Origin of the sequence: Microcoleus sp. AT9b-C3 (assembly GCF_036705485.1) — a bacterium.
GTDB lineage: Bacteria > Cyanobacteriota > Cyanobacteriia > Cyanobacteriales > Microcoleaceae > Microcoleus.
In genome coordinates this window covers 150,021-176,163 of record NZ_JAUBUR010000004.1, presented here as the reverse complement: position 1 = coordinate 176,163, position 26,143 = coordinate 150,021, and the positions used below count along the sequence as shown (strand labels likewise).

The window sequence follows — 26,143 nt, the reverse complement described above, 5'->3', positions numbered from 1 at the left end:
GATAAAAGCAATGGAATATTGCGGTAAATGGCGGATCACAGAGATGGAACTGTGGGATACTGATTAATTGGACATGGAAGTTGAAGCGTATATCGAGATCGATCGAACAGGTTCAGGAGAATTTCAATTCGGTTTAGTATCAGGTCAAATTGACGGCGAAGTCGTAAAAGATGGAAAGAATCAGCGATTTGAGTTTACCTGGGACGGTAATGATGAATGCGATCCTGCATCCGGTAGCGGTTGGCTCAAATTCAAGGATAAAAACTCGGTAGATGGTCGAGTCAAATTCCACCAAGGCGACAGTTCTAGTGTTGTGGCTAAGCGCATGAAGTAGGCAATCAGCGATCGTACTATTTTATGCGATTTTTTTAAACCGCAGATGAACGCAGATCAACGCAGATACACCCATCCGCGTTCATCTGTGTTCATCTGCTGATATCTGCGGTAACAAAATCCCAATCTAATCAATAACCAATAACAACTGACTGAGGTTTCTCATGAAGGATTAATCGGAAACTCGCCCTCACTATCAACCTCTGCGGCACTTTTAACTAAATCCAAGAACGCAAACACGGCCGGAATCAACAACCCATCCCTCAAAACAGCCACCCCAATTACCCTTTCAAAATCCGCAGGCAAACTGCAAACTTTCACCGAAGTAGGTATCGGTTCCGCAGCCAAACGGGGCAGAATAGCTGCACCCAAACCTTGCATCACCATACTGACAATCGTTGAATCTTCGCTGAGTTCGTAACCGATATTTAAGGGAAACCCCGAAGTTGTCAAATACTTGCGAAGCGGTATCGAACAAGCATTTTCTACCGGCTGCAAAATCAGCGGATAAGCCGCTAATTCTTCCCAGGTAATCTTAGCACTTTTACATTGCGCCTTCGGCGGCAGCAACACAACATATTTATCCCGTAAAATTTCTCTGGTTTCAAATTCAGCGGAGATGGGAAGAGAGACAAAGCCGATGTCTGCTTTGCCCGATCGCAAAGCCTCTTCCACAGCTTGGGTATAATAAACTTCGGTAATGCTGACGGCAATTTTGGGAAAGCAACTGCGAAATTTAGCAATAATACCCGGTAGGATATGAGTTGCAACGCTCCGAAAAGTAACTATCCGTACCTGGCCTCCCTGCAAACCTTTTTCTAAATCCGCTTCTTTGACCATCATTTCTAAGGCGCAGGCTATTTGACGCCCGTGACTCACTACCCTTTCCCCCACTGGCGTCAGTTGAGCACCGTGTCGCCCCCGGTGGAACAATTGCACTCCCAATTCTGTTTCTAAAGAGGCGATGGCGTGGCTGACGGCGGATTGGGACAGTTCCAATTGCAAAGCCGCCTCACTAAAGTTTTCACAGTCTGCTACAGCTATCAAAGCTTGAATCTGAGAGAGTTTCATCCGCCGCGTATTGATTTCGTTCATAGCGTTTGTGCCAGTAGTACCCAAATTGTCACAAGGGCTTCGATATATCGATTTTATTCATACAACCTATGCAAGCAATGCTTTGATTGTCAATTGCCCCAGAGTTAAGGTTAATTTATCAGGTAACAGATAGACTTTTACAGGACTTGCACGACAACAATTTTGTGCTTTAATTGCGATGAAATTATTGCAGTTAAAAGCTGTTTTTGGTAATTTTATTGGTGCAATTTTTGTAAAAATTATCCCTTTAAGGTGTTGGCTATGTCTACTTACAAAAGTTGGATAGATCCCCGAATAATGAGTTTTTTTTCGATTGCCGATCGAGCTAAACCATCCGAACAACAGAAAGGGCCATCTCTCTTTTCAGCTATAAATCAAATTGGGCAGTTTTTGCTCTCCCTCATTTCGGGTGAGGACGAACTGAGAATTTGGCAGACGTGCGATCGCTATGGTAACACTTGGTGGCACGGTTGCGATCGGGCGACTGGTCGTTCTACCTGCGTGGCGACGGATGATGAAATGCGCGCTTGGATCGATCGGCGTTATTGCCAATAGTAGTTTGTTGGTTGTGTAGCGACAGGTTTTTGTAGATTGTTTGCAGTTATCAAAGATTTTGGCGAGCCCAAGCCTACGAATTTGCGAAAAAATTGTGAATTTTTGATGAGACAAATATTGGCATAAAAGTTGATATAAATTGTTAGCCCTATGGAGGATAGTTTTATGGAGGGTTTGCGATTATCAAGGATTTTGGTGAACTCATCACTAGGAAACTTGGAAAAACTTTGGCGATTTTTGAGTGTTAATTCCAAAGGAGATGGTATGCTTCAAACATATTCCGAATGTGCAGCGCCCGATCGCATTATTTTGAAGGGAAACGAGGTATACAGATTGCCTCAAACTAATCAAGAAATTCAAGTTTTGTCAGGAATTGCTTGGATCACACTTGACCAACAGGACATCATCTTGCACAGCCAGGAAAAAGCATCGCTTCCACCCAGCAAAAACTTTGCTGTCATATCCGCTCTCAACAATATGCCGCTGATTCTGACACTCAGCCAACACAAAAACCCAGTCATGGGATTTTAGATTTGAGATTTGGGATTGAAGAATTGGGAATGACTGATTGTGTATGGGTTTGAAGCACGGGTCTACAGTTGCCTTCTTTTTTGAAACTGGTATCAGAACCTACAGATTGAGAAAAAATTTGGCAGGAACACCCCAAAAAGCTCTATCTTAATAGTTATCACTTAGCTATTGGAGGACTCGATCGGTGCACTGCCGCTCTTATCACTTCAGCTATCTCGCAGCTATAAGTATTGTCTTATCGCCCGCACTCAGCTTGCTGGCAATTTCAGACGCCCGGGCTTATGCCCCAATTATAAATGCGAGGCGCGCCCAAGCGAGCGATTCCCTACGGGATAGCTTCGCTTCACGCGCTCAGGCAACTGACCCCAAAACGCAAGCAGACGCACTCTTTGAAACAGGAGTAAAACAGCACCGCGAGGGTTTGTTTAGAGAAGCAATCGAGACTTTTGAGCAAGTTTTGGCAATCCGCAAGCAACTCGGCGACCAAGCGGGAATCGGAGAAACCCTCAATAATATGGGGGAAGCTTATGGCGAAATGGGTTTGAGGCCCAAAGCTTTGGAAGTTTTGGGGCAAGCTTTAGTCATTCACCGAGAAATTAGCGGAGGGCGTCGTATCGCGCGCACTCTCAATCTCATAGGTTTCGTGAACCGGATTGGGGACAATTTTTCCGAAGCGATGAAACTGCACCAAGAAGCTTTGGAACTTGCGAAAACTGCCAACGACCAAATTGAAATTGGAGAATCCCTCCACAACATCGCGGCCGTGTACGCAGAACAGGTAGATTACGCCAAGGCGATCGAATTTTACCAGCAAGCGCGGACAATTCGGACGGCCCTCGGCGATCGGCGCGATTTAGGCCGTACCCTCAATAACATGGGCGGCGTATACTACAACATCGGTGACTTTAATAGAGCGATGGAATTTTACCACCAAGCTTTAGCAATTCGCCGGGAAATTGGAGACCGGGCTGGCGTCGGCCGCCTCCTCAACAACATGGCACTTACCTCTCGCAAACTCGGCAAAGATACTCAAGCCCTGATCTATTTTCAGCAAGCAATACCGATGTTAGAAGCAATCGGCGACAAGACAAGTATCGGACGCTTGCTCAACAATATGGGCGCAATTCATGAAAGTCTCGGTCAATATCCTCAAGCTCTAGAATCCTACGAGGGAGCTTTAAAAATTGCCCGCGAGGGCGGTGACAAAGCCGGAGAAACTACAGCGATGGAGGGCATTAAGCGATTGTCTTCCGGTCAGCTTGTACCGCAATAATAGACTGTTAGTTGCTAGCACAATCAATCAATATAAGCTATGGAGATCCGTACCGAAAAGCCAGAAGATGTGGAAGCTGTTCGGAATATTAATATTCTGGCATTCGGGCGAGAAAATGAGGCTAACTTAGTCGATAAATTGCGGGGAATTGCATCTACATTTTCCTTCGTTGCGGTACAATCCGATCGCGTTATCGGGCACATTTTATTCAGTCCGGTTGTCGTCGAAGGAAAATGTTCTAAGAATTTGTCGATTCTAGGGTTGGCGCCAGTCGCAGTTCTACCCAACTATCAGCGGCAAGGTATAGGAACGCTGCTGATTCGCGAGGGTTTAAAAGAGTGCGGGCGATCGGGATTTCAGGCAGTGGTTGTGCTTGGTCATCCAGATTTTTATCCGCGTTTTGGGTTCATTCCTGCTAGTACAAAGAGCTTGGGATGTGAATACGATGTGCCCGATGAGGCTTTTATGATATTGGAGTTAGAAAATGGAGCCTTGCAGGATTGCAGCGGAATAGTGAAGTATCGATCGGAGTTTAGTTTATGCGAGTGACGAAGTAGTCGTAGGGTGCGTCGCCATGAAAAACCCCCAAAGAAATATCGACAATCTTACAGCTTTGCACCAAACAAACTCTCGTTCGTGGAAACAAACCCAACACTTCTTTTGTAGCAAAAATTTTTAGAAATGGTATAAAATGGTAGGGTTTAGTATCATTGCCTAGATATAACATTAATCAGCCAGTGCCTTCCAACGATATTAACCGTATCAGAGAAAAAATTCGCATCCGCCAGTACGATATGTCAGCCCACGAAATGGAAGAAATGGCGGAGGATTTGCTAACCATCTTGGATGTGGAAGAGGCTATTCTCAACGGTCAGATTATCCGGGTTGAAAAAGGCGACCCCAGAGGTACAAAAGGGAGCATCTCATATTTGTAAAAACACTTCTTCTGGCTCCTTCCTTCTTCCTCTTTTCTCCTGGCTCCTGACTCCTGACTCCTAACTCCAATTTTGGGCTTGGCTGCTTTCATTGAGATGCTCCCGGTACAAAATATGTAGTAGTGGGGACTGCACTGGATAGACAAACACCTGTTGGAGTGGTTGGACGTTTCGCTAGTAACGGACGTTATCTAATCATCACGGTTTATGAAGTCACTGAACTTGAGGCCTAATCCTATGTATAGATACCGATGTGAGTATTGCGAAGGAACTGTTCAACCCCGCACTGTCAAGCGCGAGGCATTCAAACATATAGTCATTTCAAATAAAAAAGAGACACTATTGAGCGCAGTAGGCACAGATAAGTTCATCTAAAGATGTGCCAGCAGGAGCATACATTCTGGCTCGCTTGCTTGGCACTAAAATCGTGTTCAATATCGTTCAGGTCGGGAGAATATTTTGGGAGAAAAAGAACTTGATGCTCCGTTTCCTCTACCAGTTCTCGGATGGCTGTTTTTCGATGAATCGGTGCATGATCCATGATTAATATAGATGGCTCCGTCAGAGAGGGTAATAAATATAAAGATAACCACCCTTCAAAACCTTCTGCATTGAGGCTGCCCGTAAAAACCATTGGGGCAACTAAGTCCTTTTTTCCTTTCAGTCGAACCGCTACTAGGTTTTCTCTTTTCCCCCGTTTTCCTGACTTTTCGCCCCAGATTTTTTTGCCTCTTTTTGACCAGCCATAAGCACAATCTTGAAACTCTTCAAATCCTGACTCATCAATAAAAACCCGACTTTGACTTCCCGATACTTTAATCAATTCTCTCAGAGATCTGTAGTATTTCATTCTTGCTTCTCGGTTTCTCTCCTGGTAACGAAGTTCTTTGTTTTTTCGAGTAATTTTCATTTCTTTAAAAGCATAAGATATGGCACTTGGTCTTACCCCAAACTTCTTGGCTCTGTCGATTAATCTGGCATCTGGATTTTCTTTTACATCCTTTTCTAAGGCTTGCCAATCTAGTTTTCTCTTACGCCTTTTTACCTGTGTGGCTCTAAGGTCAGTCCGACCCAGCCACCGATATATCGTTGCCACAACTACCTTAAAAAGTCCGGCAGCTTGAGCGATACGACCGCCATTTTCTACATAATCCACTACTCTTTTTCTCAAATCAATACTGTAAGACATTTTCCTAGCAGCTTCACTATTTTTATTCATTTTACCTCATTTTTAAATAGTCTCATACTTATTTGAAATGACTATAAAAATGGATTTGTAATTCTTGAAAATGTGACTATCGGTGTTTGTGATAACTGTGGCAATCGATACTATTCAGCCGATATTATTCATGCGGTTCATGCTGTCGCAACGGGAGCGAGATTGCCTGAAAGAACCGAACAAATTCCAGTTTGTCATCTAGAATCAGCATAAAGGGCGGCACAACTATTACCCAGCAAAGTTATTTAAACGCCCCCCTTTCCCTTCTCCCCTTTTGCACCTTGCAAAGCAAAAATCGGAGTCAGAGCAGATTTCCCCTTCAGAGAAACAGCTCCCAAAGCTTCGCAAATGAAGTTTAGCTCGATCGACTCATAAACCCTTTCAGCAATCAAAATTTGGTTTTCCCCCGCCTTGCTCATCAACCTAGCCGCCGTATTCACCGTATCGCCGAGGATATTAAACTCCCTGCGCCCTCGCGGTTCCCCAACCTCAGCAGCAAACACCGGCCCCAGGGATAGCCCTATTTGACAGCTTACTTTTACTTCTTCGCCGGCGATAATTACCAGAGGCAAACCTGCAATCATATCTCGGATCGCAATCGCCGCACTAGCCGCGCGGCTGGCGTCATCCGTGTGAGCGTCGGGCACGCCAAAATAAATCAGCATATCCGAACCGTCTAAGTGCGCCGTTACTTTTTGCAACACGCCCCCTTTAGCTGAGACTACAGCATCGATCGACGCAAACACCCGAGAAAAACCCACTACCAGATTGACTTCTTCCTCCGGCGAAGCTTTCTCCACAGACTCGGGTAAACCAATCAAGTTGACAAACATCACCGTCGGAGAAGGAAAATCCGGCGGGATTTTGCGCCTGTCTGCATTTTCAACCAGCAGTCTCAGGATAGTTTTGGGAATATAACTAGCAAGGGGTTCAAGCCGATTCACAGCTTCCCCGATTTCTTTTACCAAGCCAGCCACGCTGCGATCGAGCAATACCGAACTCGGCATCCGCCGCCCAGTCAAAGTGATATCATACTCTCCGAGTCGATCGTCCGTGAAATCGTCCGCCACCAAAAAATAACCAGGTTCCCCGGGTTCAAAACGAAATTGCTCTCCCAAACACTCTCTAGCAGTTTCAGTCACACATACCCGCCCCACAGTCCCAGAACCCTCAGCTTGCTTGGCTTGCTGGACTGAATGCCCCAGCAGTACGTGAGCCATCCGCAGGGGGGTACCGATGTCAGCACTAATGTAGCGGCCGCAGTGGATACCCACCCGCATCCTCAAAGACAAAACACCCCGCGCCGTTTCAATATGGGCAAATTCAGCCATCGCCCGCTGCATCCGCAAACCCGCCCGCACCGCCCTGGCTGTATCCTCTTGGTAAACCCCTGACAGAAACTGCACCAGCATGGCATCTCCGGTAAACTCCAGCAAATCCCCGCCCGATTTGCTGACAATTTCAATCATCGAGGCAAAATAATCGTTAATCACGCCCAGCAGGCTTTCAGCGCCCTTGCGCCCCTGGCTCGCATTCGCTTCCAACAGCGAAGTAAACCCTGCCAAATCCGTGAATAGCAAGGTGCCTGTTTGCCACTGGTAGCGCACCTCGCCTGGGTTGGGCGGAGATTCGGACACGGGCCGGGGCACGTAGTCATGTAGGATGTAGCGCAGAGTTCGCAGGTGATCGAAAACTCCCATTAGCGTTGCGGGGGACGGATCTACCCACGCTGCAGCGTACAGTTGAGCGGAAAGGAGCGATCGCAGCCGCAGTTCGATCGCAGCTAAGGGAGGATTGTAGGTTAATCTATTAATAATTTCCACCTAGTCTATTCTTAAAAAATAAGGTAAGTTCGATCGCTCTAGAGGCAACACCAATAGCTCGACTTAATACCATTATGATAAGTTTCCAGTGAACCCATACCAACCAAACCCAGAACCCACGATAGAAACTTCCGAAAGTCACAGTTTGCTAGCTCCCGATTTGATCCGAGCTGCTCGATCCGCCTATGGTATGTATCTAAAAGTGCATTCCGAGCAGATGCAGCGTCCGGCCGGTGTAGTTGTCAGTCAAGGAAGCGATCGAGGTCAGGTAATTTTTGCTTCACAGCCCGTTTTGTTGCCCGGTGAACGTTTTGTTACTTTTGACGAAATTGAATCTCAAATGTATTAATTGGTAATTGGTCATTAATCATTGGTAACTAATATTATGCCCGCTCCTACGATCGCAATAAAATAGGTTTCTAGTGCATACCTAAGTTTTCAGGATTTTATGAAAATTTGCATTCTTGACTATTAACACCTTTTATGATGGGTAACTGACCCGACACGCTCTAAAAAACTAACAACTAACAAGTGACACATAACCACAGTCAACAATGAACAGTCAACAGACAAATTAATGGAAATTATCTTTAATTGCCTTGTCGCGGCGATCGTCTTTATTCTCGGATCGGCTATTGGCAGTTTTCTAAATGTGGTAGTCTATCGGTTGCCTGCGGGTTTGTCGGTGATCAACCCTCCTTCTCGCTGTCCCAAATGTTTAAATCAACTCAGAACTTACGAAAATATACCCGTTTTCGGTTGGCTGTGGCTGCGGGGACGCTGCAATCACTGCCACAGTCGGATTTCGGCCCGCTATCCGCTGGTGGAATCAGCTACGGGTTTGCTGTTTTTGCTCATCTTCTGGCGGTTTGGCGTAACAGTGCAAACTCTGGGTTTTTGGGCTTTGTTTAGCTGGTTGTTGGCTTTGTCTTTGATTGATTGCGATACAATGACTTTGCCTAATTCTTTAACTCGATCGGGTTTGATGCTCGGATTGGTTTTCCAGGTGGCAAAAGGTTGGTGGCCGACTTTTAGTTTGATCGACTCGGTACACTATCTGGTACTCGATGGGATCGCGGGAGCAGTTGTCGGGTTGTGGCTGTTTGACGCGATCGGACTCGCCGGGACTATCGGCTTGGGCCAGAATGCTATGGGCGCCGGAGATACCAAATTGGCCGCCTTGATGGGAGCTTGGCTGGGGTGGAAATACTTGCTGCTAGCGGGATTCATCGCCTGTTTAGCCGGGGCTTTTGCCGGTGGCGGGGCGATCGCCCTCGGCTTGCTCGATCGGCGTCAACCCATGCCTTTCGGCCCCTTTCTGGCTCTCGGTGCAGCAATTACTGCTCTCTGGGGCGAAGCGATCTTATCTACTTACTTGCAGTTGTTTTTCCCGAATTTTAGTTTCTGAGCGACAGGTACTCAGGCGCGATCGAGCATGATATTGTCTCAAAAATTGGTAAAATTGTTCCGTGTCTTGGATTACACTTACAACTACTAGCTTTCGTTGGGAAGCGGAATTAATGCAGCAGCTCCTAGCTGCTCATGAAATCCCGGCCCGGATTGTAGACTTGGGCATAGCATCTTATTTGGGTGCTGGAAGTGCTACAGCCCTGCAAGTTCTTCCAGAACACCAGCGAACAGCATCGCTCCTCATCAGTCCAGTTGAAGATGAGCCCGAATCTGGTGATTAGTCATTAGTCATTAGTCATTAGTCACTGAACAACTAACAATTGACAACTAGCAACTAACAACTAACAATTACTAATTACCAATTACCAATTACCAATTACCAATTACCAACTTTTAATGTCTCTATTTGATTGGTTTGCAAATCGACGAAAATCAGTACCGAACTCCCAAGAACGGCCGGAACGAGAAATTGCGGACGGACTTTGGAATAAATGCGAAGCTTGCGATGCCCTGAGTTATACCAAAGACCTGCGAGCAAATCAAATGGTTTGCTTGGAATGCGGGCATCATATCAGAGTTTACAGTGACGATCGCATCGAGCAGTTAATCGATCCCAATACCTGGATGCCCCTTAACGAAGGACTGCACGCCACCGATCCCCTGAAATTTCGCGATCGCAAAAAATATAGCGATCGACTCCGAGAATTTCAAGAAAAAACAGGCCACCTAGACGCCGTAGAAACAGGCACCGGCAAACTCGAAAATTTGCCCGTCGCCCTCGGAGTCATGGAATTTCAATTCATCGGCGGCAGCATGGGCTCAGTAGTCGGAGAAAAGCTGACTCGCCTCATCGAACACGCCACGCGGGAACGCTTGTCCGTCATCATTGTCTGCGCTTCCGGTGGTGCAAGAATGCAAGAAGGAATGCTCAGCTTGATGCAAATGGCTAAAATTTCCGGGGCTCTGGAACGCCACCGGGAAGCGAGACTGCTTTACATCCCGATTTTGACCCACCCGACCACCGGCGGCGTCACCGCCAGTTTTGCCATGCTGGGAGACATTATAATTGCAGAGCCAAAAGCTACTGTGGCCTTTACGGGCGGCCGGGTAATCGAGCAAACTCTGCGGGAAAAGTTGCCGGAAAATTATCAAACTTCCGAATACTCCTTCGCCCACGGTTTTGTAGACTTGATTGTACCCCGGACTCAATTAAAGAAAACTCTGGGTCAGCTCATCAGCCTCCACCAGCCACAGCCTTTCTTGGCCGACTCGGAATTTCCCGCCCTCAATGGCAGCGACAACCACGCTTTGCCCCCGCAAACTCACGCTTTCAAACTTTCTCCCTAAGCTGTCGCGCCGGATGATTGTCTATTGGTTAGTGCGGGACACTGAGGGAAATTGCTGAGGAATTGCTCAAAACCAGGCTTGTACCAAAAATATTTAGTTTGGTAACGAGACGTTCACGCAGAGACCGGGTTTTGAACCTCGCGCCCGCATTTCCTATTGGTAATAACGACCCAGCAGTGGGATGATATTGATCGGAAGTTGATTGGCCCTGAAGTTTGGCTGAGCAAAAATGCCTAGTCCCAGTTAGCGGTTAGTTAGCTTGCGATAGATCAAACAAAATCTCAGAACAAACTAACAAAACAAGCTAACAGCGCTTTCTAAAATTGTCCGGCTTTCAGTTAATAGCCGTCAACTCAATTTTGACCTGTCAGCGACCTAAAAATTATGGGTTTTGCAGACCTGTCCATCGCAGAAATAGCAGAGGACTTCAACGTCCCTGTTGAAGACGTGATCCGCTTGTGCGATGAGTTGGAAATTGCCTACAAGCACCCTCAAACCCGTTTGGCTTTGGAGGATGTTAAGGCAATTATGTCCACTCTCGAAAAAAGGCGCGACTCAAAACTTATTGCAGATTAGATCGCAAAATTCCTCTACCTTTAAAGGTAGGGCTGCACAAACTTTCGCCAGTTGTTGCAGAATCAGGGAATTTTGAACACACATCTGTTTGCCAGGTATGATCTCTTAGCGTTCAATAATTTGCCGGATTTTTTTAAGGAGAACCATGCTTAAAAGATATTTCATTGCTCTGACCGCTGTATTCTTGACATTTCAGTTATTTGTCAGCAGTGCGATGGCTATCGAACTGAGTCCTGAACTTCGCACTCTGCCCTTGAATGACAAGGGTACTCCGGTAGTGCTGAGCCTCAAACAAGTTGAACAAGGCAAACGCCTGTTCAATTCGGCTTGCGCTCAATGTCACGCTGCGGGCATGACAAAAACTGACCCGAACGTGAATTTGAGCCCGGAAACTCTGGCTTTGGCCAACCCGCCCCGGAATAATATTGAGTCGCTGGTGGACTTTATGAAAAATCCCACCACTTATGACGGGTTTGAGGAAATTTCGGAACTGCATCCGAGCATGAAGAGTGCCGATATTTTCGCTGAGATGAGAAATCTCTCGGATGATGATTTGTACGCGATTGCTGGTCACATTCTGTTGCAGCCGAAAATTGTCTCCAAGCAATGGGCTGGTGGCAAAGGCGCTCGCTAATCGATTTTAGATTTTAAATTTTAGATTTTGGATTTTGGATTGGGAGAAGGCTGAAGTTCGGCAAGAATTGCTGGCTGGTCGTTTTTCGCTCTAAAATCTGAAATCTAAAATTTACCAAAAACTTGGGTTTAAAGCCCCGTCCTTATAGGACGGCTTTGGGTTAGACTTTTAACGTAGCGAGTTCTTACGTAAGATGTTCGTTTTAGAATTCAAGGCTAAAGGCAAACCAAATCAGTACGCAGCAATAGACGAGGCAATCAGAACTGCTCAATTCGTTCGGAACAAGTGCATCCGATTTTGGATCGACAACCGAGGAGTAGGGCAAAAAGACTTGTATCGACACAGCACTGCGCTCAGAGAAGAGTTTGCCTTTGTCAAAGATTTGAATTCTAGTGCTTGCCAAGCCTCTGTGGAAAGAGCTTATTCTGCAATTGCTCGGTTTTACGACAATTGCAAGAAAGCTGTTCCCGGAAAGAAGGGATATCCTCAGTTCAAAAAGAACTGTCGATCCGTCGAGTACAAAGTCAGCGGTTGGAAACTTTCAGAAACTCGGAAGCAAATCACATTCACTGACAAAAAGGGAATTGGCAAGCTCAAACTAAAAGGGACGTGGGATCTTAACTTCTACCAAATCGATCAGATCAAGCGAGTTCGCTTAATATGTCGCGCTGACGGCTACTACGTTCAGTTTGCAATCAGTGCTGATCACAATGTAGATACAACGCCAGCAGGTAAAACAGTTGGATTGGACGTGGGGCTAAAAGAGTTTTATACAGACTCCGATGGCCACACTGAACCAAATCCCAAGTTTTACCGAACGAGTGAGAAGCGGCTGAAGTTTAGACAACGCCGTGTTTCTCGCAAAAAGAAAGGCTCTGCCCACCGAAAGAAAGCAATTAATCGACTAGGGCGAGTACACCTCAAAATAAGTAGGCAGCGGGAAGAACACGCTAAGAGACTGGCGCGTTGCGTAACCCAATCTAACGATTTGGTCGCCTACGAAGATTTGAGGGTTAAGAATCTTGCAAAGAATCACTGTCTGGCTAAATCGATTAACGATGCTGGTTGGTATCAATTCAGGAAGTGGTTGGAATATTTTGGAGTAAAGTTTGGTAGGGTAACGGTTGCTGTCAATCCTGCTTATACTTCGCAGAAATGTTCTAACTGCGCTGCAATCGTCAAAAAATCCCTATCCGTAAGAACTCACGCTTGTGAATGCGGATTTGTTATGGAGAGGGATGGGAACGCCGCGATTAACATTCTGAAATTAGCCTTGAGTACGGTAGGGCATACCGGAACTTGGGTCAAAGACCCGAACGCTTTGGGAGATTCGACCTCTACTTTGGCTGGAGAAATCCAGTCGCAAGCAAGTTGAGTCCGTGAACAAAGAATCCCCTCGCCTTGATAGCAGGGGAGTGTCAACTCCGGCTCATTGATTATCGCAAAAGGTTGTAGTCCCTCATGCTGCGTCGTGGTGCTTTTGTCTGCTTTCTGTTGGGGATGTTAATTATTTTGCCGATCGTGCTGTTGGCTCCTCAACCTGTTTTGGCTGCTGCCGATTCTTACGTGAATAGGTATTTACAAGCCAGCGAACCTGTGGCTCTGGAGTTGGACTCTGAGGGACATACTCGCTTGTTTTCGGCTCAGGATTTGTCTGCGGGTAAGGTATTGTTCGAGCAAAATTGCCTCAATTGTCACGTCGGAGGAGCTAATTTGCCCGATCCGACGATATCTCTGTCTTTGGCTGACCTCAAAGGGGCAACGCCTCCCCGCAACAACATCAATAGTCTGGTGGCGTATCTGAGAGAACCGATGACTTATGACGGTACTGAGGAGACTTTTTGGTGCCGCCAAGTGCCGGAAAGCTGGATGCCACAGGCTGAGATTGAAAATTTAGCGGCTTTTGTGATCCGGGCTGCTCAGAAAGCTCCGGGCTGGGGCGTGGAGAATTTTGAGAGTTGAACTGCCACTGCCAAAAAGTGGTAAATTACTCGGAAGAAGGCGATACGACTGCGCGATCGCGCCTGTTTTAACAGGTAAAATATCTAAAGAATCACCCTTTGCGTGTCCATTAGAGGAGAACTGCGTTGAAAAGACTCTTATCGATCGCCCTGTTAGCGATCGCAATTTTTACCGTCGGCTTTGGTCGCCCTGCTTTGGCAGGTGATGCTGTTAAAGGAGCTAAAGTCTTTAGCGCGAACTGTGCTGCTTGTCACATCGGTGGCGGCAACGTGGTTATGGCCATGAAAACCTTGAAAAAAGGTGCTCTTGAGAAGTACGGCATGAATTCTCTCGAAGCTATTACCACTCAGGTAACTAAGGGCAAAAATGCTATGCCTGCTTTCGCCGGCCGCTTGAAGCCCGAACAAATCGAGGATGTAGCAACCTACGTGCTCGAGCAATCTGAGAAAGACTGGAAAGGCTAAACTGTTTCTTTGAAGTCGGGCAGCCTGGGCGGGTTTGATTTAATTTAAAACTTGTCCTCCCGATCGCACCCTCTCTCACCCTTTGGCGAATAAATATCGGTTTGCAGCGATCTTAACCTATTTGGGAAAGCGCGCCAGAAATCCGATTTTTATTAGCTCAAGGGTGAGGGAGGGACATTTTATTTTAGATTTTAGATTTTAGATTTTGGATTGAAGATTTGAAGATTTGAAGATTTGAAGATTTGAAGATTTGAAGATTTGAAGATTGCTAGATGCTGATTTTGTAGAAATTGTCAAGCACTTTATATTAAGATTTATTGTGGCGGCGCTTCCTAAATTAAAAATGTGTGCTAGGATATAACCCCTTATTAGCAAAGCTTTGAAATCGAGATTAAAGTCGATCTGCAAAGTGGAATCTACACCTGCCATGAACGTAAAAACATCAGCAAAAGTTAAAACTAAAGTTAAAACTCTCGGAGACGCTGCATCTGGGGCGATTGAGAAATATTTCCGCAAAAGTGTAGCACACGAGGCTGAAGTTATCAAAGACAAAGACGCGGAAGAACTTCATCAAATGCGCGTGGGATTGAGACGTTTGCGATCGGCTGTGACTGGTTTTGCTCCGGTTTTAGATTGGCCAAAAGAGGCTTCTGAACGTAAAATTGGTAAGGTGGGGCGGATTCTGGGAACTCTTAGGGATTTGGATGTGATGCTCGAAAGTCTCCAAGACCGCTATTACCAGAATTTGCCGGCTGACGAACAGGAAGTTTTGGATAAGGCTTTGTTGAATTTGCTCAAACAGCGCCAGCGGGCTTTGAAAGGGGTGAGGGCGATGTTAGAGCACAAAAGCTACGAATCGCTGAAGCAGTCGATCGAGAATTGGTTGGAAGAACCGCAGTTTCAGGCGATCGAATATTTGCCAATTGCTGAGGTTTTGCCAGATTTACTGTTACCTCAAGTCAGTGAGTTTTTCCTGCATCAGGCTTGGCTGTTGGGCACGGAATATGAAGATGGCAAAGTTAAAGTTGTTGATGATTTGAATGCTGAGGCTGTCGAAGAGAAGTTAGCAGCCGAGGGAACTATTCTACACGATTTGCGGAAGCAAGCTAAGCGAGTTCGCTATTTGATGAATCTGTTTGGGGATTTTTACAGCGAGAGTTACGAAGTTTATGTCGAAGATGTGAAAGCTATTCAGGAATGTTTGGGCGATATTCAAGACAGTGAAGTTTTAGGCGAGTTTCTGACAGATTTTGTCGATCGCGATCTGAAAAAAGAGTTGCCCAAGTTGGCTGGTTTGTTGGCCGATAATCGCTACGCAGCTTGGCAAAAATGGCAGATTTTGCAGCGCCGATATTTGAGTTCGGAAATTCGGCAAGGTTTTCGATCTACTTTAATTCATCCTGTGGTTGAAGATGCTGCTAAGCTCGATTAGCCGTAACTATAACGCCCAGAGCCCCGATTTATAAAAAAAGTCGGGGATTTAAAGGGCGATCGCGCCTTGGGAAGGAAAAGGGCGATCGTTTTTGAGTATGACGTAAAATAAAGGGCGATCGCGTTTTTTACCATAGCACATCACGACTGCAACCACTTCATAAACTTATTCGTCGCAGTACCAATAGACTCTTCGACTTGTTTCTTCAACCGCCACCGCCCAAACGCTTTTTCGTACTCTTCCCCTTCAGTTTGATAAACATTCCAAGCATTTAGCGACAATCCCAGTCCCCACGTTAGTAAAATGAACAGCGACCAAGAAAGCTCGTGTGATCCTGCTAGATTAAACAAAACTAGAAAAGTATTGATAATTGCGTACTTGGTCACATTTTTCTGCAATTTGCCGCGACGGTAACGATTAAAAGCCAGTTTCTCTTGAACTTCTCCTCTATTTGCTAACCATTGTTGTTCCGCCGCTACAATATCCTGTTCGGAAATGCCCAATTCCGCTGCAATCTCGAAAAGCTGCACTCTGGATAACTCCCCTTCATCTTGTCGGCGTGCGATCGCAAGCTGTAAAATACCCTGAGCATCCTCTGAACCGTAAATGTGATTTATTTGACTTTCATTTGTCGTCATAACAAGTTTCCTATAATTTCTGACATCCTTTCTATGATAGATATAGCCGCACTTAAACAGCAGGTAGTGAAATTGGCGGATTTCAACACCCGGACCTTTTAGTGGGCGATACTCCTCACTATCGTCGGGGAAATCGAAGCATCGATATATAGCCTTTATCAGTAACATGAGGTATACAGAAACCCTGTATTGTCAAGCTTTCCAGGTCAAAATTCGTACCTCCCCTTTTTGATAAAGGCTATATTACCTCAAATTGTAACTAATTAATTTCCCGAAGTTTGAGTAAGTTTGCTATCTCGTTTCAACATAAATTGATAAAATATTCCAAACAAAATCACCGCAATCATTCCCACCACTAAAGACCCTTCACCCTCGTGCCAATATTTAAACAAATCTAGGCGATTAGATGCAACTAACAATGCCATTCCTGCCACGCGAAAAACATTAATAATAAAACCAAAAAGGACAGCGACACCTATTACCAAAGCCTTATTTTGTTTAGTAGGAAACATCACCAAACAAATTACAGCTAAACCTAATAAGTAATTCATTGCCTCCATACCCGAACAACCCCCATTTACCAACACCCTTCCTGTCGGTAAAGCCACATAATTACCGTCACGTGTTACATCAAAACCGACATACCACAAAGAATAATGAGCAAATTTAGCAGTAAGCGAGGTAACAAAATCCACTAAAGGTAACGTAAGGACACTGGGGATGCCATGAAAAAATAGTATTACCAATTCACGCCAATATAGTTTTAAGTTCTGAAAACCTACCGCAATTAGGCTCAAACCTAAACCTGACAAAAAAGGTGCCAGTCTTAAAAAAGGATCGAATTTACTGGAAACCACAGCACTTTTAAATAAAATAAAAGCTATTAATAGCGTCCCTGCTACTCTCGATAACAGGTCACTTTTTATGTCACTCTGTTTGAGAATATCCTGGTTATCCCAAAGCAGGGAACCCACAGCGCACCAAAAAACTATACTCATCCAAAAATGAGCAATATCGTCCAGTTTCCACAAGAGTGTCATATTCAGAGTGACTAAAGCTGTGGCTAGAATGATGAGCCAAAAAATTTTTGTCTTGAACATTTTAGATATTAGTTATTAGTTGATTTAGGAGAGCCATACTTCGGACAGTTTGTGATTGTCAACCGTAGAATAAAGGTTGCCAGTCGATGCGGCAGTCGAAGTACCAACGAAAAATCCAGGGTTTCAGACTCGGAACTAAAAACAGTCCAGACTATTGTTAGATCATATCATAAAAATAGTAGGGGATGTAAACAACTCATTAGCTTGAAACCCTCCTACGGCAAGGGTTCGGAGGATTTTAATGGTCGTAAATCTTTGAGATGATGTTAATAGACACTCGGGAATTTGATGGATGGTGAGACTCAGATGCAACGCATAGCTCAGCATTAGGACACCTAGTGGAAAGACGGCTACTCGAAATGATTGGTTGGGTGCTTAGCACTTTCTTACTCAGCCGCTGTAAGCAAAGACTAAAAAGGGAGTGAATCAACAATAATTAAAAATAAGTAGCCTTAATGAGGCTTGGATTTCTTGAGAGTAGACGGCATTGGCACCGCGCACGGTGTGACACTGAGGTTCAAGTAAATACGGCTGAGCGAGTTAGAGTTCGAGCAATGATCGAGGGTGATTATCTCCTTTTAAAGAATCGAGCGTGTCTTTAAAGCGGAAATTATTAAGAAACAGCCTTACGGTAGTTCTTAAATGCGCTGTCTAGGGGCGACTTGACGTTCAATACCACTACCCTGGGGTGCTGTAATTACGCCACCCATCCAGCGATTATTCGCCCTTTAACAGTTCCGCATCAATTCGGATTAGTCCGTTGTAGGGATTGCTCGCCCTCTAAGATGTTTCAATGCCTAGTTGATACACTAGATTCCCAGGACTCAATTATAAATCTTAATAACAGCGGTAACGCTACAACTGCGTTTCATCTCGGCTTCCAAGTCTGGGGTTTTCAGGGTGGCGCGCTATCAGATACTAAGAAACCTGGTTTCACCAAGAAACCAGGTTTTTAGCTCGAACATAAAATAATTAGTTTGGCATCAAGCCAGAATTGGAAACGAGTTCAAATGATAGCCTATTGAGCTTTTTGAGCTTGAGCGCGTTGCTTTTTGAACATAGTACCAAACCCAACAGCGGCTCCAGCAGCAAGCATTGTTAAAGGTTCAGGAGTAGCTTCAGTGTTGCTAGTGCTGCTGATGTAAGAATCGCTAGTGGCACCCCTACCTGGTAAGGATTGGACGTGCAAACCTAATTTTAAGCTACCGCTATTCAAAGCTGAAACTACATTATTATAGTTACCAGCAAAGCTAAAGCCTATGGACTCGCCACCTTGAACACCCCATTTATTACCACCACCATTGTTGCTGAAGAAGGAATGATCTGTTGTGAAACCCACAATGTTGCCTTGAGGTAGGTTACCAGAACCTTGATCACTGCCAAAAGCTGCGGTACTATTGTTAACAGCCGCGCCATTAGATAGCAATCCACCATCATCAAAGAAAACTCCACCGATGAACATATTAGGGGCTGCGGAATTTCCCGAGTTTAAGATGTTAAAAAGAACTGATGATGCGCTTGTTTGAGTTACATTAAAGCTAAAGCTGTTTAGATAGTTATCTCCAACCGTATCGCCACCAGCGATATTACCAAAGCTGAAGGCAGAGGCAGGTGCTGCGGAGACTGCACTAACAGCGGCGACACCGGCAACAGCTAAAATAGATTTGACTAAGTTTAATTGGAATTTCATGGTTGACACCTTTATTTTTAAGTTTGCTGGAAGCAGGTTTTTTTCCTTCACATATTCAATGTAAACCGAACCACAAGTTAACGCAAGTAGTTTTGATAAAGATTCGATGAAGATTCAGAATACGCTTGTTGGATTTAGCCAAAATGCCTAACTGGATGGGTTCTAGCTAGCTATTTCCTATGGCGTGCATCCAAGAATAGGGGTGCTGCCATCCGGATTTTAATCCTGAGTTTTTTCTATTTCAAAAAGCTATAACCCACCTTCCTAACCTGAGTTTTTACACAGCATAATTACTGATAAAACTATTTTTAAGCTCTAAATTATGCCTTTAAAAAGTTTTTGATCCGTTAATGTACGGTAGAAAAGTTTAAGTGATAGCTTGATTGCTGGGTAAAAATAGGTAAAAACCGATGGTGACAGTTGAAACTGCGGAATGTGGGCTATAACTCAGGACAAAATCTTGGATCGTATTTGGTGCGTCGATTCTCGCTTTCCAATTCAGCAACAAGCGCCATTTAGACTCATATGTTGCACGATTACCAAGAACCAGCTCTGGGGCCCGTTCCACAAAGAATGAGTTTTCTTGTGGGGAGTAGGGGGTGGGCAGGAGATCCCGCCGAAAACAGGCTTATCGATCGTGGTGCAACATCTCAGTTTAGAGACCAATGGTTTCGGTGGTCGTTATTATCTGTGACGCCGGAACTTTGGCCGACTAAAGGGACGACTCGACTTTCTGGGACATAGTTTTCGGAACGCCTCTGCGGTAGAAGCGGCGCTGGTAGTTACCTAAAAATGTCGGCGTTGCACAATTTGAGGATGATTCTTGTGGGGTGTCCCGCCTGCAGTGAAAATACACGCCTTCGGGCTAGGAGATCCCATCCCACAAAAAAATCAAAATCATCCGGCAATTAGGCAACGCCAAAATGTCGGGACTAACAATTATATTTCTGGGTCTGCTTGCGCTAAAAATTTCTTAATATTATTTTGTGGAAAAAAGTCAATTCCTAGATTTGACGGTGACAAGCAAGTTGAAAGACTTGACGCAGTAAGGGTTTGAGCTGCTTGTCTTCAAAAAAATGTGTGCGTGCGATCGCTACTTTTGAGACTTCCTACACGATCGAATGAGGATCGTTGGCGATCGCTACCATCAAAATTGTCAATAAACTTGTGATAATTTCTACTCTCTTGAGGGACGTTGAAGAGCCTAAACCCTCTAAATATCAAGGTTTCAGCGGCTTTATCACTCCGTCAATTCCCAAATTCAGTTTGGCACTGTTTGAGGACAGCAGGAGGAACCGCCGCAGTCAGCAAAAATTTTCCCAGCCGTTGATTGAAGATTCTCCGAGACGATCGACTCGTTTGACATCTAAATTATTAGCGATCACCTGATTGATATGGCGATCGACCGTCCTCACTCTTTTAAGATACAAGGGGCGGGTTTTTGAGATTGTCAATTATTGGCAGGTATTGTTGGTGAGGGGAGCCCCTACCTTATTAGGGGTAATCGACCGGACATAATATGACAAGCTTACCCAGCAAAAGCGAAAACAGGCCGAAAATTCGATCGACTGGTGGGTCTGGTGCGACCAAGCCAGAGAAAGGGCCGTCCGGGAAAATAAACCGATTTTTCTGTCAATTCGCTACTCTAGCTGCCACTGGTGTAGGGTGATGGAAGGTGAAGCATTTTGCGATCGGGCGATCGCAAGCTGTAAAATACCTTGAGCATCCTCTGAACCGTAAACTTGACTGATTTGAGTTTCATGAGTTGCCATAACGAGTTTCCGATAATTTCCGAAATTATTTCTCTCATACATATAACCGCAGTTAAACCGCAGGTAGGAATAGGTTGCGGATTTCAACACCCTTTTAAGAATAGGCAAGATGCCTGTTCCACAACAGAGTCTACTTATCGTGGAACAGGCATCTTGCCTGTTCCCGATAGAGGTACAAAATACCAATAACTAACCCAAAGTATACATCCAGCCATCCCTGGCGCAAATCCTCACAATTCCGTCCCAAACTACAGGCGTCGCCTCAAATGACAAACCCGGCTTAAATCTCCCCGATTCTATTACTTTCAAGCGGTAAAACTCCCCTTTAGCATTTCTCAAAGCATTCTGATCGCCCGACTTCGCTCGTTCCCAATTCAAATTGAACAAATAAACACCGTTGTACCCCGCACTGATCAGTTTATTGCCATCGGTAAAAATCGGAGTCGAAATTGAAGAACCAATCGCTTTTTTAAATACTATTACCGGAGTATCGTAAGACTGGTTACGCCAAGGCACAAAAGTTTTTTTACCTGTAATCATATCTTGGGAACCGATATACAAATTGCCGTCGAGTGCATTTGTGGCAAACAGCGCCGGAAACTCCCCTGAATTGTACTCGTCATTCAACGCCACGGAGCCAATTATCCCGCCTTCCCAGCTAGAAAGTCGGCGATTTCCGGTAGGCAAAAACCATTCAACACTGGCATTCGGTTCTTTATTCGGATTCAGCTTCAGCACTCCGCCGTTGCCCTGAATGTATTGTTTTTCAATGGCACAAAACAGTTTCCCTGATTTAGAAATTACAGCACTTCCATCCAAATCTGAACCAGTATAGAAATCCCAAACTATCTTTTTAGTGGCAATGCTAATACCGTAAATATGACCGGAACCAGCAGCTATAAATATTCTATCTTTGAGCCTCGATGGGGATGATTCCGCTACCAAGTTGCCACCGTGCTTCCTGATATCTGCTGCTGCATAAAGCTGTACTTCCGACAAGATAGTTGGCTGCTTGATGCCTTGTTTGATTTTTGCATTGCTTGTGGAACTATCGAGAAAATAGCCGATCGCATTTTCCCCCGCATTGAACAAAACTCCACCGCCGATGTCCAAAGCGCTGCTGTCATTATCCCGGCTGTAGCTGGGTGTTTTCCTGATGTCCAATTTCCAAAGTTCCTTGCCAGTTCTAAAAGATATTGCCCTAAAACTAGGCACGACAGTTTTGCCACCACCACCACTGCGGCTGCCTTGCAAAATCACAATTCTGTTTTCGGCGCTGGCTTTTGCATCGATATAAATCGTTGATGATCCTTTGATCACATCATCAAATTTATAGCGCCAAACTTCTTTATTGGTAGCAATATCTATTTTTCGCAAATTGTGGTCATAAGCACCTATAATTAAATAAGTTTTTCCCCCGTCTCTGGTAATTGTCGGCTGTCCTGTCCAACCGGCACCGCTCCAAACTACAGACCGCCTTCCCAGAAAAGTCCGGCCGCCGCCTAGTTGAAATTTGTCGATTAAATTCAAGCTTTTCGGAACACCTCTGCCGTAAAAGCGGCGCTTGTCATTACCTAAAAATGTTGGGACTAATAATTCTATTTCTGGGTCTGCTTTAGCCAGAAAATTGTTAAGATTAGTTTCTACTAAAGCTTGTTCCGAGGATGCAGTTTGGCTCAGTTGGATAACAGCAGGAGGAACAGCAGCACTCAGCAAAAATTGTCCGAGCTGTTGATTGAAGGTTCTCCGAGATGATAAGCTCATATTAGATCGAGATAATCAGTCATAATATTAAAACATAATTATCAGCAACAGCTCAACTAAAACATCTCGCGCTAAACTGCTAGAGGACTGACAAGCTTACCCAGCACGAGTAAAAGTATATTTGATTATGGTCAACCGTCTTGCTCAATCCCAAAGCCTTTACCTGCGGAAACACGCCGAAAATCCGATCGACTGGTGGCCTTGGTGCGACGAAGCTTTGGAAACGGCCCGAAGCGAAAATAAACCGATTTTCCTGTCAATTGGCTACTCTAGCTGCCACTGGTGTACGGTGATGGAAGGAGAAGCATTTTCCGATGGCGCGATCGCCGAATACATGAATTCGCATTTTATACCGATAAAAGTCGATCGTGAAGAACGCCCGGATATCGACAGCATTTATATGCAAACCTTGCAAATGATGACCGGTCAAGGCGGTTGGCCGCTCAACGTTTTTCTCACTCCAGACGAGCGAGTTCCCTTCTACGGAGGCACTTATTTCCCTGTAGAACCGCGCTACGGACGGCCGGGATTTTTAGAAGTTTTGCAAGCAATTCGCCGCTTTTACGACACAGAAAAAGGCAAAGTAGAATCTTTCAAAGCAGAGATTTTAGGCAACCTCCAACAGACGGCAGCGCTGTCAGGAGTAACCGCCGAATTAAATCGCGAACTCTTCCAAAAAGGCTTAGAACTCAACACCGGAATTATTGCGGGCAGCAACCCCGGCCCCAGTTTTCCGATGATACCTTATGCTGAGTTAGCACTGCGGGGAACCCGATTTAATTTGGAATCAAAATACGACAGCAAACAAGTCTGCACTCAGCGCGGATTAGACTTAGCGTTGGGCGGCATTTATGACCACGTAGCAGGCGGATTTCACCGCTACACGGTTGATGCGACTTGGACTGTGCCACACTTTGAAAAAATGCTTTACGACAACGGTCAAATTGTTGAGTATTTAGCAAATTTGTGGAGTGCGGGAATACAAGAACCAGCTTTTGAAACTGCGATCGCGGGGACAGTAGAATGGTTGAAGCGAGAAATGATTGCGCCAACAGGCTATTTTTATGCCGCACAGGATGCTGACAGCTTTAACACTTCTGAAGAACTTGAGCCGGAAGAAGGAGCATTTTATGTCTGGAGTTATGCCGAACTGGAACAACTTTTAAATGCTGAGGAATTAACGGAAATTAAAGCACAGTTTACTGTTAGTCGCAGCGGCAATTTTGAAGGTCAAAATGTATTGCAGCGCCGCCATCCAGGAAAACTGAGCAACACGGTAGAAACGGCTTTGGCTAAACTCTTTGCTGTTCGCTACGGTGGCAATCCCGATACTGTAAAAACCTTTCCACCAGCCCGCAACAATCAGGAAGCTAAAAACGACAGTTGGCCGGGTAGAATTCCCGCAGTTACTGACACGAAAATGATTGCTGCTTGGAATAGCTTAATGATTTCTGGTTTAGCCCGCGCTGCAGCGGTTTTTGGAAATTGGGAATATCTGGAATTAGCTGTGACTACTGCTAATTTTATTTTAGATAATCAGTGGACGGATGGGCGGTTTCAGCGGTTGAATTATGACGGACAATCTGCTGTAACCGCGCAGTCGGAAGATTATGCTTTGTTTGTGAAAGCTTTGTTGGATTTGCACCAAGCGAGTTTGACTTTAGGCAACGGCGAAGAGGGAAAAAAGTTGCCGAATGCTCAGTTTTGGTTGGAGAAAGCTGTGCAGGTGCAAGAAGAGTTTGATGAGTTTTTGTGGAGCGTGGAATTGGGAGGATATTACAATACTGCTAAGGATGCTAGCGGAGATTTGTTGGTGCGGGAACGCAGCTATATAGACAATGCAACTCCGGCGGCGAATGGAATTGCGATCGCCTCTTTGGTTCGTCTGGCACTGCTGGGGCAGAATTTGGAATATCTCGATCGCGCGGAGCAAGGTTTGCAAGCTTTCAGCAGTATTGTACAAGATGCTCCGCAAGCTTGTCCGAGTCTACTTTCGGCGATCGACTGGTATCAGCATTCTACCCTGATTCGCACGACTCCCGATCGAATTTCTGGCTTGATTTCGCAGTATTATCCGACTGCTGTCTGTCAGATTGAGGCTGATTTGCCTGAAGGTGTTATCGGGTTAGTTTGCGAGTGTCTGACTTGCAAAGAACCGGCGAAAAGTCAAGACCGGTTGTTGGAGGAAATTTTGCAAAGTCAAACGCGGGTTTAGTGCCAATACTGTCTATATTATTGAACCGCGAAGACGTGAAGAAGGCGAAGGAAGAAGGGGGAAACAGAAGGAAGAAGTAGATTATCTCCTACCGGGAAGGAATCGCATCTTCAGTCTGCCCCTCAATCTTCCAAAGAATCTCAGTGGCTTCAGCCCGCTTGAGTGTCAAAAAATGCAAATACTTTCCGGCGGCACGGCAACTCGAACGCTGTCGCCGACTTGGTATCGCTGCAAGTCATCTCTGTGCAAGTTTTGTCGGCGAAGGGCGATCGAACTTTTAGCAGTCAACCGCACTGTATAGCGCGTGTCAGTGCCAATATAAATAGCCTCTTCTACTATTGCGGGCCAGCTATTTTCAGCGTCATAATTAGCCGGATAAATAGCAGCTTTTTCTGGCCGCAAAACCAGGGTGACAACTTTCCCAGCGGGCATATCTTCTGCTGTCGCAACTAACACGGGCAACTGCTGGTCAACCAACACTATTATTTTACCGTTTTGTTTTTCTACTACTCGACCACTTAAAAAATTGCTGTCGCCAATAAAATCAGCAACAAACCGCGTTTTAGGATATTCATAAATATCAACAGGCGTGCCGACTTGTTGCAGTTGTCCTCCATCCATCACTGCAATTCTGTCCGACATTGTTAGTGCTTCTTCCTGATCGTGAGTCACATAAATAAATGTAATTCCTAATTTTCGCTGCATTTTTTTTAATTCTAACTGCATCTCTTTACGCAATTTTAAATCCAGCGCTCCCAGGGGTTCATCCAACAGCAAAACAGACGGCTGTTTGACTAATGCTCTTGCTAGTGCTACTCGCTGCTGCTGTCCCCCTGACAGTTGGCGGGGATAGCGTTTTCCTACATCGGTTAACTGTACTAATGCTAAGGCCTCAGCAACACGATCGCGAATTGTTTTCTGAGGCAAATTCTCCATTTCCAACCCAAAAGCGACATTTTGTGCTAGTGTCATGTGCGGAAATAAAGCATAATTTTGAAATACCGTATTTACTGGGCGGTGAAATGGCGGACGATTTTGCATCGGTTGGCCGTGAATGTAAATTTCGCCGGCTGTGGGAATTTCAAAACCGGCAATCATTCGCAAAGTTGTAGTTTTGCCGCAGCCGGAAGGGCCGAGTAAAGAAAAGAATTCTCGATCGTAAATTTGCAGTTTGATGTTGTCTACAGCTAAGAAATCTTGACTGCGGCTACTTTTAAATACTTTGGAAACGTCTAAAACTTCGACAGCGTGCATTGTGTTAGTATGTGTGAGTAATAAAAATTTGAGTTCGAGTCCGGTTAAACTTATATCTTGCACCATTCTCAATTACTTGTTTAGGAACGGGCAAGATGCCCGTTCCACAAGAAATTTATTC

At 45.2% G+C, this 26,143-nt stretch carries 26 protein-coding genes and 3 pseudogenes; 20 read left to right on the top strand and 9 right to left on the bottom strand.

Annotated features, from left to right (window positions below):
• Positions 1–73 precede the first annotated feature (73 nt).
• On the top strand, positions 74–334 hold the full coding sequence (locus QUB77_RS05825; protein ID WP_333170576.1) for a hypothetical protein: 261 nt from the start codon (positions 74–76) through the stop codon (positions 332–334).
• A gap of 161 nt (positions 335–495) precedes the next feature.
• Here the strand turns inward: QUB77_RS05825 and QUB77_RS05820 are convergent, their stop codons facing one another.
• The gene (locus QUB77_RS05820; RefSeq protein WP_333170577.1) at positions 496–1,428 is read right to left on the bottom strand and encodes a LysR family transcriptional regulator; all 933 of its coding nucleotides are present in this window, start codon (positions 1,426–1,428) and stop codon (positions 496–498) included.
• A 297-nt stretch (positions 1,429–1,725) separates the two neighbouring features.
• Here QUB77_RS05820 and QUB77_RS05815 point away from each other — a divergent pair, with 297 nt between their 5' ends.
• The 5 genes from QUB77_RS05815 to QUB77_RS05795 all read left to right on the top strand — a co-directional run bounded on the left by QUB77_RS05815 (position 1,726) and on the right by QUB77_RS05795 (position 4,722).
• Positions 1,726–1,983, top strand: coding sequence for a hypothetical protein (locus QUB77_RS05815; RefSeq protein ID WP_333170578.1), 258 nt, complete (start codon positions 1,726–1,728; stop codon positions 1,981–1,983).
• A 264-nt stretch (positions 1,984–2,247) separates the two neighbouring features.
• Entirely contained in the window at positions 2,248–2,514 is a 267-nt protein-coding gene (locus tag QUB77_RS05810; RefSeq protein WP_333170579.1) for a hypothetical protein, read from the top strand.
• 184 nt (positions 2,515–2,698) lie between these two features.
• On the top strand, positions 2,699–3,787 hold the full coding sequence (locus tag QUB77_RS05805; protein WP_333170580.1) for a tetratricopeptide repeat protein: 1,089 nt from the start codon (positions 2,699–2,701) through the stop codon (positions 3,785–3,787).
• A 39-nt stretch (positions 3,788–3,826) separates the two neighbouring features.
• Positions 3,827–4,336, top strand: a complete 510-nt coding sequence (locus QUB77_RS05800; protein ID WP_333170581.1) for an N-acetyltransferase — start codon at positions 3,827–3,829, stop codon at positions 4,334–4,336.
• 161 nt (positions 4,337–4,497) lie between these two features.
• A complete protein-coding gene (locus QUB77_RS05795; protein ID WP_333170582.1) occupies positions 4,498–4,722 on the top strand; it encodes a DUF4258 domain-containing protein in 225 nt (74 codons plus the stop codon).
• Between the two features lie 339 nt (positions 4,723–5,061).
• Here the strand turns inward: QUB77_RS05795 and QUB77_RS05790 are convergent.
• Positions 5,062–5,911 (bottom strand): annotated as a pseudogene (locus QUB77_RS05790) (IS630 family transposase).
• A gap of 81 nt (positions 5,912–5,992) precedes the next feature.
• On the opposite strand from QUB77_RS05790, the pseudogene QUB77_RS05785 reads away from it, so the two are divergent.
• Positions 5,993–6,154 (top strand): annotated as a pseudogene (locus tag QUB77_RS05785) (YgiT-type zinc finger protein); the annotation flags it as partial.
• Positions 6,155–6,186: 32 nt separating this feature from the next.
• Here QUB77_RS05785 and QUB77_RS05780 read toward each other — a convergent pair.
• Positions 6,187–7,764, bottom strand: a complete 1,578-nt coding sequence (locus QUB77_RS05780) for an adenylate/guanylate cyclase domain-containing protein (RefSeq protein WP_333170583.1) — start codon at positions 7,762–7,764, stop codon at positions 6,187–6,189.
• Between the two features lie 88 nt (positions 7,765–7,852).
• Between QUB77_RS05780 and QUB77_RS05775 the strand changes: the two genes are divergently transcribed.
• The 10 genes from QUB77_RS05775 to QUB77_RS05730 all read left to right on the top strand — a co-directional run bounded on the left by QUB77_RS05775 (position 7,853) and on the right by QUB77_RS05730 (position 15,589).
• Positions 7,853–8,113 carry a hypothetical protein gene (locus QUB77_RS05775; RefSeq protein WP_006633439.1) on the top strand — a complete coding sequence of 87 codons (261 nt, stop codon included), beginning with the start codon at positions 7,853–7,855 and terminating at the stop codon, positions 8,111–8,113.
• A 228-nt stretch (positions 8,114–8,341) separates the two neighbouring features.
• Positions 8,342–9,172 (top strand): prepilin peptidase, encoded by an 831-nt coding sequence (locus QUB77_RS05770; protein ID WP_333170584.1) that lies wholly within the window; start codon positions 8,342–8,344, stop codon positions 9,170–9,172.
• A gap of 61 nt (positions 9,173–9,233) precedes the next feature.
• Positions 9,234–9,455 (top strand): hypothetical protein, encoded by a 222-nt coding sequence (locus QUB77_RS05765; RefSeq protein ID WP_006633441.1) that lies wholly within the window; start codon positions 9,234–9,236, stop codon positions 9,453–9,455.
• Between the two features lie 115 nt (positions 9,456–9,570).
• On the top strand, positions 9,571–10,521 hold the full coding sequence (gene accD / locus QUB77_RS05760) for an acetyl-CoA carboxylase, carboxyltransferase subunit beta (RefSeq protein WP_333170585.1): 951 nt from the start codon (positions 9,571–9,573) through the stop codon (positions 10,519–10,521).
• A gap of 384 nt (positions 10,522–10,905) precedes the next feature.
• Entirely contained in the window at positions 10,906–11,097 is a 192-nt protein-coding gene (locus tag QUB77_RS05755; RefSeq protein WP_333068403.1) for a translation initiation factor IF-2, read from the top strand.
• Positions 11,098–11,242: 145 nt separating this feature from the next.
• Positions 11,243–11,731: a photosystem II cytochrome c-550 gene (psbV, locus tag QUB77_RS05750; RefSeq protein WP_190663569.1), complete on the top strand. Its 489-nt coding sequence runs from the start codon at positions 11,243–11,245 to the stop codon at positions 11,729–11,731.
• A 193-nt stretch (positions 11,732–11,924) separates the two neighbouring features.
• Positions 11,925–13,106: an RNA-guided endonuclease InsQ/TnpB family protein gene (locus tag QUB77_RS05745; RefSeq protein WP_445251719.1), complete on the top strand. Its 1,182-nt coding sequence runs from the start codon at positions 11,925–11,927 to the stop codon at positions 13,104–13,106.
• Between the two features lie 86 nt (positions 13,107–13,192).
• Complete coding sequence (psbV2, locus tag QUB77_RS05740) at positions 13,193–13,693, top strand: photosystem II cytochrome PsbV2 (protein WP_333170586.1); 501 nt, start codon at positions 13,193–13,195, stop codon at positions 13,691–13,693.
• Positions 13,694–13,818: 125 nt separating this feature from the next.
• Positions 13,819–14,157: a cytochrome c6 PetJ gene (gene petJ, locus QUB77_RS05735; protein WP_333170587.1), complete on the top strand. Its 339-nt coding sequence runs from the start codon at positions 13,819–13,821 to the stop codon at positions 14,155–14,157.
• Positions 14,158–14,584: 427 nt separating this feature from the next.
• Positions 14,585–15,589: a CHAD domain-containing protein gene (locus QUB77_RS05730; RefSeq protein ID WP_333170588.1), complete on the top strand. Its 1,005-nt coding sequence runs from the start codon at positions 14,585–14,587 to the stop codon at positions 15,587–15,589.
• A gap of 140 nt (positions 15,590–15,729) precedes the next feature.
• Here QUB77_RS05730 and QUB77_RS05725 read toward each other — a convergent pair whose 3' ends face one another.
• From QUB77_RS05725 to QUB77_RS05715, 3 genes are all read right to left on the bottom strand, one after another.
• A complete protein-coding gene (locus QUB77_RS05725) occupies positions 15,730–16,227 on the bottom strand; it encodes a 2TM domain-containing protein (RefSeq protein WP_333170589.1) in 498 nt (165 codons plus the stop codon).
• A 263-nt stretch (positions 16,228–16,490) separates the two neighbouring features.
• Complete coding sequence (gene crtA / locus QUB77_RS05720) at positions 16,491–17,327, bottom strand: cyanoexosortase A (RefSeq protein ID WP_333170590.1); 837 nt, start codon at positions 17,325–17,327, stop codon at positions 16,491–16,493.
• A gap of 1,018 nt (positions 17,328–18,345) precedes the next feature.
• A complete protein-coding gene (locus QUB77_RS05715) occupies positions 18,346–19,068 on the bottom strand; it encodes a PEP-CTERM sorting domain-containing protein (RefSeq protein ID WP_333170591.1) in 723 nt (240 codons plus the stop codon).
• A gap of 1,116 nt (positions 19,069–20,184) precedes the next feature.
• On the opposite strand from QUB77_RS05715, the gene QUB77_RS05710 reads away from it, so the two are divergent.
• Together QUB77_RS05710 and QUB77_RS31680 are read left to right on the top strand one after the other, a co-directional pair.
• A complete protein-coding gene (locus QUB77_RS05710) occupies positions 20,185–20,406 on the top strand; it encodes a hypothetical protein (RefSeq protein ID WP_333170592.1) in 222 nt (73 codons plus the stop codon).
• A 174-nt stretch (positions 20,407–20,580) separates the two neighbouring features.
• A pseudogene (locus QUB77_RS31680) lies at positions 20,581–20,721 on the top strand (DUF255 domain-containing protein); the annotation flags it as partial.
• On the opposite strand, the gene QUB77_RS05705 reads toward QUB77_RS31680, so the two are convergent.
• Positions 20,658–20,789, bottom strand: coding sequence for a hypothetical protein (locus QUB77_RS05705; RefSeq protein ID WP_333170593.1), 132 nt, complete (start codon positions 20,787–20,789; stop codon positions 20,658–20,660). The pseudogene QUB77_RS31680 and the gene QUB77_RS05705 overlap by 64 nt on opposite strands.
• Positions 20,790–20,978: 189 nt before the next feature.
• A complete protein-coding gene (locus tag QUB77_RS05700) occupies positions 20,979–22,553 on the bottom strand; it encodes an outer membrane protein assembly factor BamB family protein (RefSeq protein WP_333170594.1) in 1,575 nt (524 codons plus the stop codon).
• A 127-nt stretch (positions 22,554–22,680) separates the two neighbouring features.
• Here QUB77_RS05700 and QUB77_RS05695 point away from each other — a divergent pair, with 127 nt between their 5' ends.
• Positions 22,681–24,768 carry a thioredoxin domain-containing protein gene (locus tag QUB77_RS05695; protein ID WP_333170595.1) on the top strand — a complete coding sequence of 696 codons (2,088 nt, stop codon included), beginning with the start codon at positions 22,681–22,683 and terminating at the stop codon, positions 24,766–24,768.
• A 165-nt stretch (positions 24,769–24,933) separates the two neighbouring features.
• Here QUB77_RS05695 and QUB77_RS05690 read toward each other — a convergent pair whose 3' ends face one another.
• Complete coding sequence (locus tag QUB77_RS05690) at positions 24,934–26,022, bottom strand: ABC transporter ATP-binding protein (RefSeq protein WP_333170847.1); 1,089 nt, start codon at positions 26,020–26,022, stop codon at positions 24,934–24,936.
• Between the last annotated feature and the right edge of the window lie 121 nt (positions 26,023–26,143).